Annotated in this window: 19 protein-coding genes; 7 read left to right on the top strand and 12 right to left on the bottom strand. The window is 74.5% G+C overall.

The window, feature by feature from the left end:
• Positions 1 to 3: 3 nt before the first annotated feature.
• Positions 4 to 477 carry an NfeD family protein gene (locus ABIH81_RS18155; RefSeq protein ID WP_128137354.1) on the bottom strand — a complete coding sequence of 158 codons (474 nt, stop codon included), beginning with the start codon at positions 475 to 477 and terminating at the stop codon, positions 4 to 6.
• Between the two features lie 98 nt (positions 478 to 575).
• Between ABIH81_RS18155 and ABIH81_RS18150 the strand changes: the two genes are divergently transcribed.
• A complete protein-coding gene (locus ABIH81_RS18150) occupies positions 576 to 1,886 on the top strand; it encodes a serine hydrolase domain-containing protein (protein WP_349876083.1) in 1,311 nt (436 codons plus the stop codon).
• A gap of 361 nt (positions 1,887 to 2,247) precedes the next feature.
• Here ABIH81_RS18150 and ABIH81_RS18145 read toward each other — a convergent pair whose 3' ends face one another.
• Positions 2,248 to 3,060, bottom strand: a complete 813-nt coding sequence (locus ABIH81_RS18145) for a DUF3097 domain-containing protein (RefSeq protein ID WP_349876082.1) — start codon at positions 3,058 to 3,060, stop codon at positions 2,248 to 2,250.
• Between the two features lie 161 nt (positions 3,061 to 3,221).
• Here ABIH81_RS18145 and ABIH81_RS18140 point away from each other — a divergent pair, with 161 nt between their 5' ends.
• Positions 3,222 to 4,016, top strand: coding sequence for a hypothetical protein (locus tag ABIH81_RS18140; protein ID WP_349876081.1), 795 nt, complete (start codon positions 3,222 to 3,224; stop codon positions 4,014 to 4,016).
• Between the two features lie 30 nt (positions 4,017 to 4,046).
• Here ABIH81_RS18140 and ABIH81_RS18135 read toward each other — a convergent pair whose 3' ends face one another.
• The 7 genes from ABIH81_RS18135 to ABIH81_RS18105 all read right to left on the bottom strand — a co-directional run bounded on the left by ABIH81_RS18135 (position 4,047) and on the right by ABIH81_RS18105 (position 11,068).
• Positions 4,047 to 4,826: an HAD-IIA family hydrolase gene (locus ABIH81_RS18135; protein WP_349876080.1), complete on the bottom strand. Its 780-nt coding sequence runs from the start codon at positions 4,824 to 4,826 to the stop codon at positions 4,047 to 4,049.
• 33 nt (positions 4,827 to 4,859) lie between these two features.
• Positions 4,860 to 5,891 (bottom strand): ferrochelatase, encoded by a 1,032-nt coding sequence (locus ABIH81_RS18130; protein WP_349876079.1) that lies wholly within the window; start codon positions 5,889 to 5,891, stop codon positions 4,860 to 4,862.
• Between the two features lie 134 nt (positions 5,892 to 6,025).
• Positions 6,026 to 6,793 carry an enoyl-ACP reductase FabI gene (gene fabI, locus ABIH81_RS18125; protein ID WP_128138316.1) on the bottom strand — a complete coding sequence of 256 codons (768 nt, stop codon included), beginning with the start codon at positions 6,791 to 6,793 and terminating at the stop codon, positions 6,026 to 6,028.
• Between the two features lie 23 nt (positions 6,794 to 6,816).
• Positions 6,817 to 7,521, bottom strand: coding sequence for a beta-ketoacyl-ACP reductase (locus ABIH81_RS18120; protein ID WP_349876078.1), 705 nt, complete (start codon positions 7,519 to 7,521; stop codon positions 6,817 to 6,819).
• A gap of 567 nt (positions 7,522 to 8,088) precedes the next feature.
• Complete coding sequence (locus tag ABIH81_RS18115) at positions 8,089 to 9,039, bottom strand: VWA domain-containing protein (protein ID WP_349876077.1); 951 nt, start codon at positions 9,037 to 9,039, stop codon at positions 8,089 to 8,091.
• The gene (locus ABIH81_RS18110) at positions 9,036 to 9,983 is read right to left on the bottom strand and encodes a DUF58 domain-containing protein (protein ID WP_269705125.1); all 948 of its coding nucleotides are present in this window, start codon (positions 9,981 to 9,983) and stop codon (positions 9,036 to 9,038) included. Before ABIH81_RS18110 ends, ABIH81_RS18115 begins: the two co-directional genes overlap by 4 nt.
• The gene (locus ABIH81_RS18105) at positions 9,962 to 11,068 is read right to left on the bottom strand and encodes a MoxR family ATPase (protein ID WP_013287375.1); all 1,107 of its coding nucleotides are present in this window, start codon (positions 11,066 to 11,068) and stop codon (positions 9,962 to 9,964) included. Before ABIH81_RS18105 ends, ABIH81_RS18110 begins: the two co-directional genes overlap by 22 nt.
• Before the next feature lie 254 nt (positions 11,069 to 11,322).
• On the opposite strand from ABIH81_RS18105, the gene ABIH81_RS18100 reads away from it, so the two are divergent.
• The 3 genes from ABIH81_RS18100 to ABIH81_RS18090 all read left to right on the top strand — a co-directional run bounded on the left by ABIH81_RS18100 (position 11,323) and on the right by ABIH81_RS18090 (position 13,860).
• Positions 11,323 to 11,532 (top strand): hypothetical protein, encoded by a 210-nt coding sequence (locus ABIH81_RS18100; protein WP_018788370.1) that lies wholly within the window; start codon positions 11,323 to 11,325, stop codon positions 11,530 to 11,532.
• Between the two features lie 73 nt (positions 11,533 to 11,605).
• Positions 11,606 to 12,133 carry a PH domain-containing protein gene (locus ABIH81_RS18095; protein ID WP_349876076.1) on the top strand — a complete coding sequence of 176 codons (528 nt, stop codon included), beginning with the start codon at positions 11,606 to 11,608 and terminating at the stop codon, positions 12,131 to 12,133.
• A gap of 434 nt (positions 12,134 to 12,567) precedes the next feature.
• Positions 12,568 to 13,860 (top strand): PH domain-containing protein, encoded by a 1,293-nt coding sequence (locus ABIH81_RS18090; RefSeq protein ID WP_349881145.1) that lies wholly within the window; start codon positions 12,568 to 12,570, stop codon positions 13,858 to 13,860.
• Positions 13,861 to 13,978: 118 nt separating this feature from the next.
• Here the strand turns inward: ABIH81_RS18090 and ABIH81_RS18085 are convergent, their stop codons facing one another.
• Complete coding sequence (locus tag ABIH81_RS18085) at positions 13,979 to 15,034, bottom strand: phosphatase PAP2 family protein (RefSeq protein WP_349876075.1); 1,056 nt, start codon at positions 15,032 to 15,034, stop codon at positions 13,979 to 13,981.
• Positions 15,035 to 15,149: 115 nt separating this feature from the next.
• On the opposite strand from ABIH81_RS18085, the gene ABIH81_RS18080 reads away from it, so the two are divergent.
• Both ABIH81_RS18080 and ABIH81_RS18075 read left to right on the top strand, forming a co-directional pair.
• Positions 15,150 to 15,554, top strand: a complete 405-nt coding sequence (locus ABIH81_RS18080) for a hotdog domain-containing protein (protein ID WP_349876074.1) — start codon at positions 15,150 to 15,152, stop codon at positions 15,552 to 15,554.
• Positions 15,551 to 16,378, top strand: coding sequence for an MBL fold metallo-hydrolase (locus ABIH81_RS18075; protein ID WP_349876073.1), 828 nt, complete (start codon positions 15,551 to 15,553; stop codon positions 16,376 to 16,378). The genes ABIH81_RS18080 and ABIH81_RS18075 overlap by 4 nt, the downstream gene beginning before the upstream one ends.
• Before the next feature lie 13 nt (positions 16,379 to 16,391).
• Here ABIH81_RS18075 and ABIH81_RS18070 read toward each other — a convergent pair whose 3' ends face one another.
• The gene (locus ABIH81_RS18070) at positions 16,392 to 17,294 is read right to left on the bottom strand and encodes an aminoglycoside phosphotransferase family protein (RefSeq protein ID WP_349876072.1); all 903 of its coding nucleotides are present in this window, start codon (positions 17,292 to 17,294) and stop codon (positions 16,392 to 16,394) included.
• Between the two features lie 7 nt (positions 17,295 to 17,301).
• A complete protein-coding gene (locus ABIH81_RS18065; protein WP_349876071.1) occupies positions 17,302 to 17,796 on the bottom strand; it encodes a MarR family transcriptional regulator in 495 nt (164 codons plus the stop codon).
• Positions 17,797 to 17,799: the final 3 nt, after the last annotated feature.

Genomic DNA, 17,799 nt, shown 5'->3' with positions numbered 1-17,799 from the left:
CGTTCACCTTTTCGCTTCGGGCAGCTCGCCCGGGGTGGAAATGTCGTCCTGCCAGACCAGAGCGGTCGCGCCCCGGACCTTGATCACCTGCACCCGCTCACCCTCGGCGTACGTGCGCGTCGCGTCGTACGAGCGGGCCGTCCACAGCTCACCATCGATCTTGACCATGCCACGGTCGGCGTCGACCGGCTCCAGGACCACAGCCGTGGCCCCCTCCAGCGCCTCGACCCCGAACGGCTGCTCCCCGGTCTCCAGCGACGGCCGGGCGTGCCGCCGGACCACCGGACGGACCACCGCCACCGACAGCGCCGACACCACCGCGAAGATCACCGCCTGGAGCGCCACCGGCGCACCGAGCGCCGCGGCGCCGGCTGCGGCGAACGCCCCGACCCCGAACATGATCAGGAAGAGCGTCGTCGTGAAGATCTCGGCGACCGCTAGTACCACACCCAGAACGATCCAGAACACGGCGTCCACGAGAACAATCGTGACACGTCGGCGCACGTGTCATCGAACTGTCATGATCGCTAGGCTTCGCACGGCGTACCGCGCCGCCGGCCGACGAGGAGGACGACATGGCCCTGCTGCCCGAGACCGCGCGTCAGGTGGACCTGCTGGTCGCCCGGGCCCAGGCCGAGGGACGTGGCCCGTCGCTCGCGCTCGGCGTGATCCGCGACGGCCGGCTGGCGCACCTGTCGGTCGCCGGCGAGACGCCCCGCCCCGACGGCGACCTGCAGTACCGGATCGGCTCGATCACCAAGACCATGACCGCGGTGCTGGTGATGCAGCAGCGCGACGCCGGACGGCTCGCGCTGGACGACCCGCTGGACGCCCACCTGCCCGGCACCCCGGTCGGCTCGGTGACCGTACGCCGGCTGCTCGGCCACGTCAGCGGCCTGCAACGCGAGCCGGACGGCGAGTGGTGGGAGCGCGCCGAGGGCGTGGACCTGGACACGCTGCTGGCCGGGCTGACGGCGGACAAGATCGCCCACCCGCCGCACTTCGTCTACCACTACTCGAACCTGGCGTACGGGCTGCTCGGCGGCGTGCTGGAACGGATCACCGGCACGCCGTGGGCGCAACTGCTGACCGAGCGGCTGCTGGCGCCGCTGGGCATGCGCCGCACCACGTACCACCCCGCCGAGCCGTACGCCCCCGGCTACGTCGTCCACCCCTGGCACGAGACGCTGCGGGAGGAGCCGCGTACCGACACCGGCGCGATGGCCCCGGCCGGGCAGCTCTGGTCGACCGTCGAGGATCTGGGCCGGTGGGCGGCGTTCCTGGCCGACCCGGACCCGGCGGTGCTCGCCCCCGCCACGCTCACCGAGATGTGCGCCCCCGTGGTGATCAACGACCTGGACTCGTGGACCGGCGGCCACGGCCTCGGCGTGGAGCTCTACCGGGTCGGCGACCGGGTGTACGTCGGGCACGGCGGCTCCATGCCCGGCTACGTCGCCGGCCTGGCCGTGCACCGGCCCACCCGCACCGCCGTGGTCGACTTCGCCAACTCGTACGGGCTGCGCGGCCACCACATCGGCGCGCTCGGCCGGGAGGCGCTCACGCTGGTGCTGGACGCCGAACCGGCCGTGCCCGCCCCCTGGCGCCCGGCCGGCCCGCCCGCCGCCGACGTGGCCGCGCTGACCGGCCGCTGGTGGTGGATGGGCGGCGAGTACGAGTTCCGCGTCGACGCCGCCGGGGACCTGGTCGGCGGCCTGGTGGGCAAGCCGCTGCTCCGGTTCACTCCCGAGGGACCGGACCGGTGGCGGGGCCGCTCCGGCTCCCAGGACGGCGAGATCCTCACGGTGATCCGCGACGAAACAGGCACCCCGGTAGCCCTCGACATAGCCACCTTCGTCCTGACCCGCACCCCGGACGAAACCCCGTAACCCCCGCCCCCGCCCCCGCCCCCGCCGATCTTGCACTCGCGGCCCTCATTTCGCCCCGCTATGCCCGATCCACCGGGACCACAACTCCATGATCGACGCGCAACCGCACCGCTCACCGCGGTGATCAAGGAGTTTGTGTCGGCGTTGATCTCCAAGACGCCCACGAACTCCTTGATCAACCAGGCGAGGGGCGCAGGGGACGGGGCCTGGAAGGGGGGCCGGGGCGGGGACGGGGCGGGGACGGGGGTCCGGGGACGGGCGGAGCCGGCACACGGCGGGTCCGGGGGCGACCGTGGCGCAGGGATCAAGCCTGACCGCCCGGAGCCGGGCGCGGTCGCCCCCGGACCCTGACCGCAACCACTCACCCGGGCTCGGTGACGAAATCGATCAGGCGCTCCATCGCGTTGATCAGCGGCGTCTCCACGTCGGCGAAACTGTCCACCCGGGACAGGATGCGCCGCCACATGTCCGCCGGCTCGGCCACCCCGAGCGCCGCGCAGACGCCCTCCTTCCAGGGCTGCCCCGGAGGCACCACGGGCCACGCCGGGATACCGAGCGCCGCCGGGCGTACCGCCTGCCACACGTCGACGTACGGGTGCCCGGTGACCAGCACGTGCGGCGAGCCGACCCGGGCCACGATGCGGCTCTCCTTCGAGCCGGGTACGAGGTGGTCGACGAGCACGCCGAGCCGGCGGCCGGGGCCGGGCGCGAACGCGCGTACCTCGTCGGCGAGCGCGTCGATGCCGTCCAGCGGTTCCACCACCACGCCCTCGATGCGCAGGTCGTCGCCCCAGATCCGCTCGACCAGCGCGGCGTCGTGCACGCCCTCGACCCAGATCCGGCTGGCCTTGGCGATCTGGGCCCGTACGCCGTCCACGGCGATCGAGCCGGACGCGGTACGCCGGCGCGCGGCGGGCACCGGGGCGCGGGCCGGCCGCCGCAGCGTGACCGGCCTGCCGTCGAGCAGGAACGCGGCGGGCAGCAGCGGGAAGTTGCGCCGCCGCCCGTGCCGGTCCTCCAGCACCACCGCGCCGGAGTCGAAGCCGACCACCGCGCCGCAGAACCCGGAGTCGGCGTCCTCGACCACCAGGTCGGGTTCGGCGTCGACCTCGGGGGTCACCTTCCGTCGCCGCCAGTCGCCGGCCAGCACGTCCCCGTCGTATCGCCCCGCCATGCCGCAGACGCTAACCAGCACCCCGGCGTGTCGCTCGGCGACGCGCCGACCGGGCCGCCATCCGTCGGCACGAACCGGTGCGAAGGGGGTAGTTGGGGCCAGGTCGCGCCGCCGGAGCGGCAGCCGAGACAGCAGCGGCGCGGAGCACGTACCCTTTCCGCATGTCCTCCCCCGCAACGGGCGCGGCCACGCTGGCTCCGCGCCGGTCGAGCCGGTTCGTCGCCTGGGTGCGTGCCTGGCGAGCCGGCCTGGTGCCGTTCGACGAGGTGGCCGACGCCATCGCCGGCGACGAGGAGCACCTCGTCGCCGACTCCCCCGGCACCTGGACCGACGTGTCGCTGCGGGAGGCGCTGCCCAGCCTCGCCAAGCACTCACCCGACGACATCCGCCTGGTGCTGCCCGCGCCCGGCGACCCGCGCGGCCTGCCTGGTCCGGGCGCGTTCGCCGGGGCGGCGCTGGTCGCGGGCGAGGCGGTGGTGGCGAGCGGGATGGGGCTGGTGCCCGAGATCCGTACGCACACCTCCGGCTCGGGGATGACCTGGGAGACGGTGCTCTGGCGGGTCCATCCGCTGCCGGCCGACGCGCCGAAGGCGTCGCTCGCCACGCCGGGCGCGGCGGAGGCCGAGGCCGAACTGGCCGCCGTGCTGGCCGAGACCACCGCCACGCTGACCCGGCTGGACGTCGCGCAGTGGCGCCCCGAGCTGGCCGGCGCGCTCGCCGCGCTGCGCCGCCCGGACGGCGCGACCGACCTGCCGCCCGGCTTCGACCCGCGGGCCCGCCGCCTGTTCGCCCGCGCGGCGGTGCTGGACCGGGTGCTCGCGCTGGCCGGGGAGAGCGCACCGGGCGGCGCGGTGAACACCTACGAGGCGCAACAGCGGGACGCGGCGCTGCGGCCACTCACGACCGCGTGCCGGCAGGCCCTGGTGGCCGCCTGCAACGCGCCGCTGCGGCTCTAGCGCCGCGAGCGACCCCGACCGCGCCCGCGCTCAGACCTCGTCGATCAGGTCGGCCACCGAGTCGACGATCCGCGACGGCCGGTACGGGTACCGCTCCGCCTCGGTCCGGCTGCTGATGCCGGTGAGCACCAGGATCGTCTCCAGCCCGGCCTCCAGGCCACACAGGATGTCGGTGTCCATCCGGTCGCCGATCATCGCGGTCGACTCGGAGTGCGCGTCGATGGTGTTCAGCGCCGAGCGCATCATCATCGGGTTGGGCTTGCCGACGAAGTACGGGTCGACGCCGGTCGCCTTCGAGATCATCGCCGCCACCGAGCCGGCCGCCGGCAGCGCGCCCTCCATCGACGGGCCGGTGGCGTCGGGGTTGGTGCAGATGAACCGGGCGCCGTCGTCGATCAGCCGGATCGCCTTGGTTATCGCCTCGAAGCTGTAGGTGCGCGTCTCCCCCAGCACCACGTAGTCCGGGGCGAAGTCGCTGAGCACGTACCCCACCGCGTGCAGCGCCGTGGTCAGGCCGGCCTCACCGATCACGTACGCGGTCCCGCCCGGCCGCTGGTCGGCCAGGAACTGGGCGGTGGCCAGCGCCGAGGACCAGATCGCCTCCTCCGGCACGTCCAGCCCCATCCGGGCCAGCCGGGCCTGGAGGTCGCGCGGGGTGTAGATCGAGTTGTTCGTCAGCACCAGGAACGGCTTGCCGGAGGCACGCAGCTTCTTGACGAACTCCGGGGCGCCGGGCACCGGCTGCCCCTCGTGCACCAGCACGCCGTCCATGTCGGTGAGCCAGCTCTGCACCGGCTTGCGGTCAAGCATCGTGTCGTCCCCAGGGGTGTCGTCGGGTCGGGCTCAGGGCCGGCGGGCCGGAGGCACGCAGCACAACGCCGGGCAGGTGTCCCAGGCCGGCAGCTCGCCGAGGCGGCGGCGCAGCCGCTCGCCGTCCGGGGCGGTGCGCTCCAGGACCAGTTCGCGAACCATCGCCACGAACCGCGGGTCGACGCCCGGCGTGCCGGCGCGGACGAAGTCCAGGCCGAGCTGCTTGGCCGTCTCCAGCGCCTCGGTGTCCAGATCCCACACCACCTCCAGGTGGTCGGAGACGAAGCCGATCGGGCTGACCACCACGCTCGTCACACCCTGCTCGGGCAGCGTGGCCAGGTGGTCGTTGACGTCCGGCTCCAGCCACGGCACCTGCGGCGGCCCGGACCGGCTCTGCCACACCAGGTCGTACGCCAGGTCGGGCGCGGCCGCGGCGTGCACCAGCCGGGCGACCTCCTCGAGCTGGGCGGTGTAGCGGCCGCCGTGCGGGCCGGCGGTGACCGCCGCCGACATCGGGACCGAGTGCGCGGTGAAGACCAGCCGGGTGCTGTCCCGCTTCGCCGGGTCGAGCTGGGCCAGCGCGGCACGGACCGCGTCGGCGTGCGGCTCGATGAAGCCGGGGTGGTCCCAGAACTGGCGCAGCTTCTCGATCAGCGGGGCGTCCGGGCCGACCGAGGCGCGGGCCGAGGCGATGTCCTCCTGGTACTGCCGGCAGGACGAGTAGCCGCCGTACGCGCTGGTGACGAACGCCAGCGCCCGGGTGATCCCGTCGTCGCGCATCCGCGCGACGGTGTCGGCGAGCATCGGATCCCAGTTGCGGTTGCCCCAGTAGACCGGCAGGTCGACGCCGTTGGCGGCGAAGTCCTCGCGAATCGCCGCCAGCAGGTCGCGGCACTGCTGGTTGATCGGCGACACCCCGCCGAAGTGCAGGTAGTGCTCGGCGACCTCGGCCAGCCGCTCCGGCGGCACCCCCCGCCCCCGGGTCACGTTCTGCAGGAACGGGAGAACGTCCTCGGGCCGCTCCGGGCCGCCGAAGGAGACCAGCACCAACGCGTCGTACGCCATGGGGACATTGTTCCTCGCCCGCCGTGACGACGTGGCGACGCCCCCTGGTCGGCGCGGTGACCAAGGGGGCGTGGCGTGTTAAGAAGGGCCCCTTCCTCTGCACGAGGCGTTAAGAAGGGGCCCTTCCTTCAACCTCAGGCGCCGATGGCGTGGTAGCCGCCGTCGACGTGGACGATCTCGCCGGTGGTGGCCGGGAACCAGTCGGACAGCAGCGCCAGGCAGGCCCGGGCCGCGGGCTCGGAGTCGGTGAGGCTCCAGCCCAGCGGGGCCCGCTCGGTCCAGGCGTCCTCGAACTGGTCGAAGCCGGGGATGGACTTGGCCGCGATGGTGCGCAGCGGGCCGGCCGCGACGAGGTTGCTGCGGATGCCCTGCTTGCCCAGATGCAGCGCCAGGTAGCGGGAGGCGGACTCCAGCCCGGCCTTGGCCACGCCCATCCAGTCGTAGACCGGCCACGCCTTGGTGGCGTCGAACGTGAGACCCACGACGGCGCCGCCGGCGGACATCAGCGGCAGCGCGGCCATGGCGAGGGACTTGTACGAGTAGGTGGAGACCTGCAGCGCGGTCGCCACGTCCGCCCAGGGGGCGTCGAGGAATCCGCCACCGAGGCAGCTCTGCGGGGCGAACCCGATCGAGTGCACGACGCCGTCCAGGCCGTCGACGTGCTCGCGTACCTTGTCGGCCAGCCCGGCCAGGTGTTCCTCGTTCGAGACGTCCAGCTCGATCACGGGCGCCGGCTCGGGCAGCCGCTTGGCGATCCGCTCCACCAGGGAAAGCCGGCCGTAGCCGGTGAGCACGACCTGGGCGCCGTTCTCCTGGGCGAGCTTCGCCACCGAGAAGGCGATCGACGCGTCGGTGATGACGCCGGTGACCAGCAGCCGCTTACCGGCGAGAAGTCCGGACATTGCGTGTCTCCTCCGTGCTCTGCTCAGTGACCCATGCCGAGGCCGCCGTCGACCGGGATGACGGCGCCGGTGACGTATCCGGCCGCGTCCGAGGCGAGCCAGGTGACGACGCCCGCGACCTCGTCCGGGGTGGCCATCCGGCCGGCCGGGATCGACTTGCGGATCTCCGCCTTGCGCTCCTCGGGCAGGCCCGCGGTCATGTCGGTGTCGATGAAGCCGGGCGCCACCACGTTCGCGGTGATGTTGCGGGTGCCCAGCTCGCGGGTGATCGAGCGGGCCACACCGACCAGGCCGGCCTTGCTGGCCGCGTAGTTGACCTGGCCCGCGCCGCCGGACAGACCGACCACCGAGGAAATGAAGACCATCCGCCCCCAGCGGCCGCGGAGCATCTTGGTCGAGGCCCGCTTGGCGACCCGGAACGAGCCGGTCAGGTTGGTGTCGAGGACGCGGGCGAACTGCTCCTCGGACATCCGCATGATCAGCGTGTCGTCGGTGATGCCGGCGTTGGCGACCAGCACCTCCACCGGGCCCAGCTCGGCCTCGATCGCGGTGAACGCGGCGTCGACCGACTCGGCGTCGGTCACGTCACACCGCACCCCGAACAGGCCGTCGGGAGCCTCGCCGCTCCGGTACGTCACCGCCACCCGGTCGCCCTGCTTGGCGAACGCCTGCGCGATGGCCAGGCCGATCCCCCGGTTCCCGCCGGTCACCAGCACGGTTCGGGCCACGGATCCCCCTCTGCTCCAGTGATCTCTCGGTCGGTCGGAGCCTAGGGGTTACCGACAGGTAAGCGCTAACCCGCGCAGGTCACCGGGCCCACCCCGGCCGTCGTCAGCCGGGGTCCGCGGGACCGGCGGCCGCGCGCGCGGCGCACCCATCCCCCGGTGTACGATGATCGCGTCTGCGGGCCGCTCCGTGCCCGCTCCGGGCTCCGCCGACCGCAGGAGGTGATCGCTGTGCGAGATAGCGATCCTCCCAGTCGTGGCCGGGCCCACCGTCAGCCCCGCTGAGCCACGGCTCCGTCGACGCGGCTGACCCGCTTCCCGCCCTCCGCACCGCATCCGCTCTCCGGCCGACACACCGGGGCGTGCCTGCCGCGCGGCGGAGCACCCGGTCACGACTTCGTGCGCGTACGCCCCGACCCCCCACGGCCCGCACCGGGCCGACCGTCGCCACGGAGCACACTCATGAGCCGTTACGTCGCCCCGCTGGGCTTCACCCTCGCCGCCGTCTGGGTGGCCGTCCTGTTCGTACTGGCCGGCGGCGGTCACTGACCACCGCCGGCCGGTTCCGGCTCAGAGCAGCCGGGACGTCCAGAGCAGACTCAGCCCGCCCGCGCACAGGGCCAGCAGCAGCGCGATCCCCGCGTACCACTGGGTGATCTCGCGCGGCTCGGTCCGGTAGCCGATCGAGCTGCCCATGTCCTGGTAGACCTGCTTCAGCTCGCTGGCCGACGCGGCCTCGTAGAAGAAGCCCTGTGTGGTCTCCGCGAGCTGGGACAGCGCGGTACGGTCCACCGGCACCCGCTGGAGCTGCCCGCCGATGTCGACCTGCCCCGAGTCGGTGCCGAACGCGATGGTGGACACCGGCACGTTCGCCGCCTGCGCCGCCGCGGCGGCCTCCTCGACCGAGCGGCCCGACGTGCGGTAGCCGTCGGACAGCAGCACGATCCGGGCCGGCGGGATGCCGGCGGCGCCGTCGGCCGGCACCGAGCGGATCGCCTCCAGGCAGGTGAAGACCGCCTCGCCGGTGGCGGTCGCCTCGGCCAGCACCAGCCCGTCGATCGCGGCGGTGACGGCGGCCCGGTCCTTGGTCGGCGGCACCAGTACGTTCGCCGACTTGGCGAACGAGACGAGCCCCAGGTTGTAGCTCTCCGGCAGCTCGCCGACGAACTGCTTGGCCGCCTCCTGCGCCGCCTCCAGGCGGTTCGGCGACACGTCGTCGGCCTGCATCGACAACGACACGTCGATGGCGAGCATCACGGTGGCCCGTTCCAGCGGCTCCCGGGTGTCGATCGCCGGCCGGGCCAGCCCGGTCGCCAGCACCAGCAGGCAGAGCAGGAACGCGGTGGCCGCGACGTGCCGCCGCCAGCCCAGTCCCTTGGGCGCGACGGTACGCAGCAGGTCGACGTTGGTGAACCGCAGCGCGTACTGCCGGCGGTGCAGTTGCCGCCAGACGTACGCGGCGGCGAGGGCGAGCACCGGCAGCACGGCCAGCAGCCACCACGGTTGCAGAAAACGGATCATCGAGTCGTCCCCCGGGTGCGGGCGTGCCGCTGCGCGGCGACGAAACGCACCATGTCCAGCAGCCAGTCTCGGTCGGTACGCAGGCGCAGGTGGGCCGCGCCCGCGGCGCGCAGCTCGGCGGCGATCGCCCCACGCTGGGCGGCCGCCGCCTCGGCGTACCGGCGGCGCAGGCCCGGGTCGGCGGTCTGCACCTCGTGCAGTTCCCCGCTCTCCGGGTCCACCACCGGCAGCACCCCCACGTCGGGCAGTTCCAGTTCCCGCGGATCGACCACCTCGACGGCCAGCACGTCGTGGCGGACCCGCAGCTTACGCAGCGGCCGGCCCCACTGCTGCGGCGGCGCGAGGAAGTCGGAGATCACCACCGCCACGCCGCGCCGCCGGGGCGGCCGGTTGAGCATGTCGACGAGCGCGCCGAGGTCGCTGCGGCCCGGCCGGATCTCGGCACCGGCGACCGCCCGGAGCAGCCCCTGGGCCTCCTTGCGGCCGGAGCGGGCGGGCAGCCGCAGCATCGTCCCCGGCCCGCCGGTGCCGACCACCGCGCCGATCCGGTTGCCGCCCCGCACGGTGAGGTGGGCCAGCGCGGCGACGGCGGCCACCGCCACGTCCCGCTTGAGCCACCGCCCGGTGCCGAAGTCCAGGCTGGCCGACATGTCGACGGCCAGCCAGGTCTCCAGTTCGCGGTCGGCCACCGTACGCCGCACGTGCGGCATCGTGGTGCGGGCGGTGACCGGCCAGTCCATCCGGCGCACGTCGTCGCCGGGCCGGTACTCCCGGGACTCCCCCGCCTCGCTGCCCGGACCGGGCAGCAGCCCGGCGTAGTCGCCCTGGAGCAGCCCGTCCAGCTTGCGGGTGACCATGAGCTGGAGCCGGGCCAGCGCGGCCCCCGAGCGGTCGCCGGTGGCGCTCAGCGGGGTGGGCGGGGTCACGGCCGCTGCCCGGGCCATCCGTTGTGCGGTACGGCCGGCGGCGGCGGTGTGGCCTGCTGGCGGGGCGCGACGGCGGGCAGCGGGATGGTCGACATCACCCGGTGCACGATGTGGTCGGCCGGTACGTCGTCGGCGAGCGCGTCGTAGCTGAGCACCAGCCGGTGGCGCAGGATGTCCGGCGCGATGTCCTGCACGTCCTGCGGCAGCGCGTAGTCCCGGCCGCGCAGCAGCGCCAGCGCGCGGGTGGCCCGGACCAGGCCGAGCGAGGCGCGCGGGCTGGCGCCGTACTGGATGAGCTGGGCCACGTCGGGCATGCCGTGCTCGGCCGGCGCCCGGGTGGCGAGCACCAGCCGGACCGCGTAGTCGACGAGCGCGTTGTGCACGAACACCTGGTCGGCCTTGTGCTGGAGGGCGACCAGGTCCGGGGTGTCGAACACCCGGGCCGGCTCGGGCGGGGCGACGCCCATCCGGTAGACGATCTCGCGCTCCTCGGCGTCCGTCGGGTACCCCACGACGATCTTCATGAGGAACCGGTCCCGCTGCGCCTCCGGCAGCGGGTAGACGCCCTCCTGCTCGATCGGGTTCTGGGTGGCCATGACCAGGAACGGGTCGGGCACCCGGTGGCTCTCGCCGCCGATGGAGACCTGCCGCTCGCTCATCACCTCCAGCAGCGCCGACTGCACCTTGGCCGGCGCGCGGTTGATCTCGTCGGCGAGCAGGAAGTTGACGAAGACCGGGCCCAGCTCGACGTCGAACTTCTCGCTGGACTGCCGGTAGATCCGGGTACCCATGATGTCGGCGGGCACCAGGTCGGGGGTGAACTGAACCCGGGCGAACGAGCCGCCGACGACCCGGGCCAGGGTCTCCACGGCGAGCGTCTTGGCCACGCCCGGCACGCCCTCCAGCAGGCAGTGACCCCGGGCCAGCAGCGCGACGAACATCCGCTCGACCATCCGGTCCTGGCCGACGATCACCCGCTTGGTCTCGAACAGCGCCCGCTCCAGCAGCGTGGCGTCCTGCGCCGGGGTGGTGCCCGCCGGGGGCGGCGCGTCCGGCGCCACCTCGGTCGGGTTCGGCACGTCGGGTGTGGTCGGCTGGGCCACCGGTCCTCCACAGCAGGGTCGTCGTCGCGGCGTGGTGCGTATCAAGACTGTCATGCCTCGCTGAGAGCCGAGGGTGGGAGAGGCACGATTCTCGCCGTGCCGTCCGGCCACGCCGTCCCGCCGCGCGAGAAACGCTGAACACGGGTGGACAACAAGGGGTCCGCAGTGTGTACGATTCACCCCGTCGCCGGGCGGCTCCCCCCGTGGCCGCCCGGCGCTAAAACTCCCGGCGTGCGGCCTCTAGACTCGCCCCGGTGACGACTCCCACCACCCCGGACGAGACGCTGATCTGCTCGGCGCGGGGGTGTCGCGCACCCGCCGCGTACCAGCTCCGCTGGCACAATCCCCGCCTGCACGCGCCCGACCGGCGCAAGACCTGGCTGGCCTGCCCGGACCACCGGGGCTCCCTCGGTGACTTCCTCGACGCACGCGGCTTCCTCCGCGAGGTCGTCCCGCTTCCCTGATCGCCTACGCTCGAAGCGTGAGCGAGCAGATGATCCGAGCCCGTACCGGCGGCGAGCACGGCAGGTCCTCCCGGTGAGCGGTGACGGCCCCGCCGGCCCTCCCCCCGCCTCGCGCAGCGCGTTGGAGCCCTGGCCGGACACGGTCCGCTGGCAGCCGATCTCACGCGACCTGATCTGGGTGGAGCTGATCCGGCTCGGCATCGGGCTGGCGGTGGCGCTCGTGGTGCTCGGCGTGGCCTGGGCGCTGGCCGGGCACTGGCTGCTCGGCGCCGCCGTCGGCGGGGCGCTGCTGCTCGGCGTCTGGCGGTCGGTCACCATCGTGCGCGCCGTCCGCGCCTGGGGGTACGCCGAGCGCGACGACGACCTGCTCGTGCGGCACGGCCTGCTGGTGCGGCGGCTGTCCATCGTGCCGTACTCGCGGATGCAGTTCGTCGATGTGAGCGCGGGTCCGCTGGAGCGCGCCTTCGACCTCGCCACCGTGCAGTTGCACACCGCCGCCGCCGCGAGCGACGCCCGCGTGCCCGGGCTGCGCCCGGCCGAGGCGTCCCGGCTGCGCGACCGGCTCACCGCGCTGGGCGAGGACCGGGCGGAGGGCCTGTGAGCGAACGGAGCGACTCCGGCGCCCCGCCGCCCCGCGACGACCGGCCCGAGCCGACGCCCGGCCCGCCCGCGCCGCCCGACCCGCCTGAGCCGGCCGGGCCGGCGCAGCCACCTGCTCCGGGACAGCCGCCCGCGCCGGGGCAGCCTGCCAACGGGTATCCCTGGCCGCCCGCGCCGGGTTACGGCCCGCCCGTCCCCGGACCGCCCGGATACGGGCCACCGCCCGTCCCCGGACCGCCGTCCGGATACGGGCCGTCCGGATACGGGCCACCTCCCGGGTACGGACCACCTCCCGGATACGCACCGCCACCCGGCCATGGACCGCCCGGCACCGACGCGGCGCCCGGGCCGTGGCCCGCGCCGCTTCCGCCGTACCCCGGACCGTGGGGTCCGGCCGCCGGGCCGCCCGCCGGTGGCGAGGAGCCGCGGCAGCGGCTGCATCCGCTCAGCCCGGCGCTGCACGGCGCGAAGTCGCTGGTCGTGGTGATCGCCGGGCTCTCCTGGTCGACGCTGTCGCGCGTCGGGTTCGGCTGGTTCGCGGTGCTGGTCACCGTCTTCGTGCTCGGCGCCACTGTGCTGTCGGTGGTGAGCTGGTGGAACACCGGCTACCACCTGGTGGGCCGCGAGCTGCGGGTCTACGAGGGCCTGCTGTGGCGGCGTACCCGGGCCATCCCGCTGGAGCGGTTGCAGGCGGTGGAGGTGGTCCGGCCCCTGCTGGCCCAGCTCACCGGCCTGGCCGAGCTGCGGCTGGAGGTGGTCGGCGGGGGCAAGACCGAGGCGCCGCTGGCCTACCTCAGCGTGGCCGAGGCCACCGCGCTGCGGCAGCGGCTGCTCGCGGTGGCCGGTCGGTCCGCCCCGGCACCGGTTCCGGCGGCCGAGCCCGGCGCGCCGGTCGCGCCCGTGCCGGAGGGGCGCCGGCTGCACGCCGTACGCAACCAGGACCTGCTGATCAGCCAGTTGCTCACGCCGCAGGCGTTCCTGCTGCCGCTGGGCCTGGTGTTCGTCGGCGCCCAGTTCCTCTCCGAGGGCTCGTGGTCGTTCATCGCGGTGGCGAGCACGCTCACCGCGATGGCCGGCGTGGTGCTGCAACCGATCCGCCGGGTGCTCGACGACTGGAGCTTCCGGCTCGACCGGGACGACGGCACGCTGCGCGTGCACAACGGGCTGCTGGAGACGCGGGTGCAGACCGTGCCGCTGCACCGGGTGCAGACCGTACGGGCGACCTGGCCGCTGCTCTGGCGGATGAAGGGATGGCTGCGGCTGCGGCTGGAGGTGGCCGGCTACTCGGCCGGTGAGCCGGACGACCGCAACCGCCCGGACCGGCTGCTGCCGGTCGGCGACGCCGGCACCGGCGCGATGATCGTGGCGGAGGTGCTGCCCGGCGTACGGCTGGACGCGCTGCCCGCCACGCCGCCCCCGTCGCGGGCCCGGTGGCTGCGCCCGCTGAGCCGCAAGGTGGTCGGCGCCGGTCTCGACGAGCAGGTCTTCGTGGCCCGCTCCGGGCTGGTGACCAGGCAGTTGACCCTGGTGCCGTACGCCCGGATCCAGAGCGTGCGCGTCACCCGCGGTCCGGTGCAGCGGCTGCTGCGGCTGGCCACCGTGCACGCGGACACCGCCGGTGGGGCCGGGGCGGCGGCCGTCGACCGGGATCTGGCCGACGCGTGGGAGCTGGCCGCGGAGCTGACCGAGCGGTCGCGCGCCGCCCGCCGGACCGACGGCGACCGCTGACCCGCCGGCGGCCCGGCGGCGGTGGTGGGTGCGGCGGCCGGTCCGCTGTCACGGCAGCCGACCGGCCGCCGTGACAGCGGTGGCGTGGTCCCCCGGGACGGCGGACCGCGCCGACGGTCTACCGGCGCTCGGCGGGCACCGCGTCCCGGTCGCCGGCCACCCGGTCCGGGACGTCGTCGGCGGGCGGGGCGACTGCCGCGACGGCGGGTTCGCCGGCGTGCCGGGCCCGCCGCGCCGCCCACCAGCGCTCGGCCAGGCCGACCACCAGGAACGTCATGCCCACGTACGCCCAGCCGACGAGCACGTCGATCAGGTAGTGCTCGCCGCTGTACATCAGCGTGAACGTCATGGCCAGCGGATACGCGAGCATCAGCGGCCACCAGCGCTTCCGCACCGAGCGCATGAAGAACAACACCACGAACAGCGCGAACGCGGTGTGCAGCGACGGCATCGCGGCCACCGGGTTGGAGGCGATCTGCCCGGCGTTGAGCAGGTTGCCCGCGCCGTGCATGCCGATCTCCTTCCAGCCCCGGGTGGAGATCCGCGCGACCTCGGTCAGCAGCCCGTTCTGCGCCGCCCACCACGGCGGCGCGGCCGGGTAGGCGAAGTAGGTGACCAGTCCGGCCGCGCACAGGAAGCCCCAGCGGGACATGTACGCGATCCAGCGCTGCCGGTTACGCATCCACAGCACGGCCGCGGCGGCGAACGTCGCCACGAAGTGCGAGAAGTAGATCCAGCTCACCAGCACGTCCCACCAGCGCACCTCGGACGCGTCGTACAGGCGCTCCTGGAGCCAGATCGTCGGCACCTCGCCGCCGGTGAGCCATCCGGTGAGGAAGCGGTCGGCGACGATCAGCTCCATCGCGTGCGGGGTGGCGCCGTTGTCGGCGAACCCCCGGGACAGGTTGTACGCGGCGAGCAGCAGCACCACCGGGATCCAGTCCCGGGCGAACCGCAGGTGGCTGCGCCACGGGCGGGCCGAGTTCCACGCGATCGTGCCGGCCCAGATCCACAGGAACGCGTACGCCGGGTCGGTGGGCAGGCCGATGGCGAGCCAGGCGACGACGAAGGCGACGCCCCAGACGGTCATCGCGATCACACGGCGGCGCCCACCGTCGGGCGACTCGGTGGTCGCGTCGGGGGCGGGGGTCGGAGATTGGGTCAGCTCGGCCATCGCGGACAAGGTTAACGGCGGGCGACCGGCGGGCCTGCGGGCGGGCGGTGCCGACCGGGCCGGCGGCGGCTCGGACGCCGTACGGCCACGGGTCGGCTGCACTAGGCTCGGCCGCATGCAGGAGCAGCCGGAGTCGCCCTTCACGCCGGGCCTGACCGCCCGGGTCGAGCTGACAGTGACCGACGCCGACACCGCGCAGGCGGTCGGCTCCGGGGACGTGCCGGTGCTCGGCACACCCCGGGTGCTGGCGCTGGCCGAGGCGGCGACGGTGGCCGCCACCGCGACCCGGATGCCGTCCGGGTCCACCACTGTCGGCGTACGGGTGGAGCTGGAGCACCGCGCGGCCACACCGGTGGGGCGTACCGTGGCCGCCCACGCCGAGCTGGTCAAGGTCGACGGCAAGCGGCTCGTCTTCGACGTGACCGTCACCGACGGGCCCACGGTGGCGGCGCGGGGGCGCGTCGAGCGGGCGCTGGTCGACCGGCAGCGTTTCGTCGAGCGGGCCCTCGGACCGTCATGACCGCCGGTTTCTCCGAGGTCGCCGCCGGGGTGCACGTGAGACGTGAGCCGGTGCTCGCGGTGAACGTCGTGCTGGTGGTCGGTGACGGCGCGGCGCTGCTGGTGGACACGCTCTCCACCGCCGGGCAGGCCCGGGAGCTGGCGGAGGCGGCGCGGGCGGTGACGCCGTACCCGTGGACGATCGTGAACACGCACCACCACTTCGACCACTGCTTCGGCAACGCCACGCTGGCCGGTCCGGAGACCTCGATCTACGCGCAGGCCCAGGCCGCGGCGGCGCTGCGGGACCGGTCCGACGCGGTGCGCCGCGCCGCGTACGAGGAGATGCGCGCCGGGCATCCGGCGCTGGCCGAGGAGCTGGCGCGTACCGAGCTGCTGGCGCCGACGCACGAGGTGCACGAGGAGACGGTGCTCGACGTGGGCGGCCGGCGGGTGGTGCTGCGCCATCCCGGGCACGGGCACACCGACGCCGATCTGGTGGTGCACGTGCCGGACGCGGACGTGCTGGTCGCGGGCGACCTGGTGGAGCAGAGCGGGCCACCGGCGTTCGAGGAGTCGTACCCCCTGAAGTGGCCGGACGCGCTGGCCGACCTGCTGCGGATGACCACGCCCGCGACGGTGGTGGTGCCCGGTCACGGCGAGCTGGTCGGCGTGGACTTCGTCCGCGACCAGCACGCGCAGCTCGCGCGGCAGGCGTGGCTGATCCGCGCCGGGCACACCGGCAGCGCCCCGCCGGAGCGGGTGGCGGCCGAGTCGCCGTTCGGCGCCCGGCCGGGCCTGGTCGCTGCCCGCCGCGGCTACGCGGAGCTGGACGGCACGGCCTGACCGGCGGCCGGGCTCATCCGGCGTCGGCCAGGATCTCGCGGAGGCGGTTGCGGCACTCGGCGACGAACGCCGGGAACGTGTCCCAGTAGTAGGAGACGCCGCCGGCCGCCACCCCGAGCGCCCAGGCGCGGGCCCGCGCCCAGGTCACGTCGTCCACGCCGAGCGCCTCCCGGTAGGCGTGCCGGGCCTGCGGCGGGAGGTCCCAGATCGGCGCGTGTTCGGCGTCGGGGTGCCCGACGGTCAGGCCGCCGAAGTCGATGACCGCCCGCAGCCGGCCGTCGTGCACGAGCAGGTTGGTGGGCTTGAGGTCGCTGTGCAGCCAGACGTGCGGGCCGGCCGGTTCGGGCAGGGTGAGGGCGTCCCGCCAGAGCCGGACCAGGGTGTCGACGTCCGTCTCGTCGCCGATCCGGCGCCGGCAGTCGTCGAGCGCCGCCGAGATCCAGGTGTCGCAGGGGCGGAGGCTGCCGCCGCGGTATCCGCTCAGCGGGCCCGCGCGGGTCGCGCCGAGCAGGTCGGCCGCGTGCAGGCGCCGGACGAACACGGCCAGGTCGGCGCCGAGCGCGGCCCAGTCGCCGACGGTGCCGGGCCGGACCTCGTCGCCCGGTATCCACCGTTGCACCGACCACGGCAGCGGGAAGGCGCCGGCCGGGACGCCGGCGTACACCGGTTCGGGCACCCGGTACGGCAGCAGCGGCGCGAGCCGGGGCAGCCACCGCTGTTCCTTGCGCAGGGCACCGGCCTTGTCCGCGGTCCGGGGCAGCCGGACGAGCAGATCGGTGCCGAGGCGGTACATCGTGTTGTCGGTCCCGGCGCCGGCCGGCGTCAGCGGCAGCGCGGCCCACTCGGGGCGCTGTTCGGTCAGCAGTGCCCGGACGATCTGTTCGTCCACGGGTATCTCGTCCTGGTGCAGCGCCATCCGGTGATCATGCGGGGCGGGCCGGTGCGACGGCCACCGGGTTTCCGGGGGCCGGCCGGACATGTCCCCGCAGGGCGCCGAGCAGCGCGTCGAGGTGCGGGGCGGCGGCCAGGATCGCCGCCCGCGCCGCCGGATCCAGCTCGGCCAGGGCCTCGTCGAGCAGCGCGGCGCGGTTGGTCTCGTAGTCGGCCATCCGCGCCCGGGCGGCCTCGGTCACGCGCAGGCGCAGCACGCGGCGGTCGCCGGGGTCGCGGTCACGGGCCAGCAGCCCGGCGTCGGTGAGGTCGCGGACCAGTGTGCTCACCGTGTTGGGCGCGGTGCAGAGGCGGCGGGCCACCTCCTTGCCGCTGATCCCCGGCGTCTCCCGGACCAGCAGGAGCAACTCCACCTGCGCCTCGGGCAGCGGGTCTCGTCCCACGCGCGCCCCGGTCCGCCGGCGCAGGAGCCGGTGCAGCTCCCCCACGACCGCGCCGACGCGCGCGACCTGCTCGTTCGTCGCCACGGG

It is taken from the genome of Micromonospora sp. HUAS YX12 (assembly GCF_040215685.1).
Lineage (GTDB): Bacteria > Actinomycetota > Actinomycetes > Mycobacteriales > Micromonosporaceae > Micromonospora > Micromonospora tulbaghiae.
This window is presented reverse-complemented; position numbering and strand designations above follow the sequence as displayed.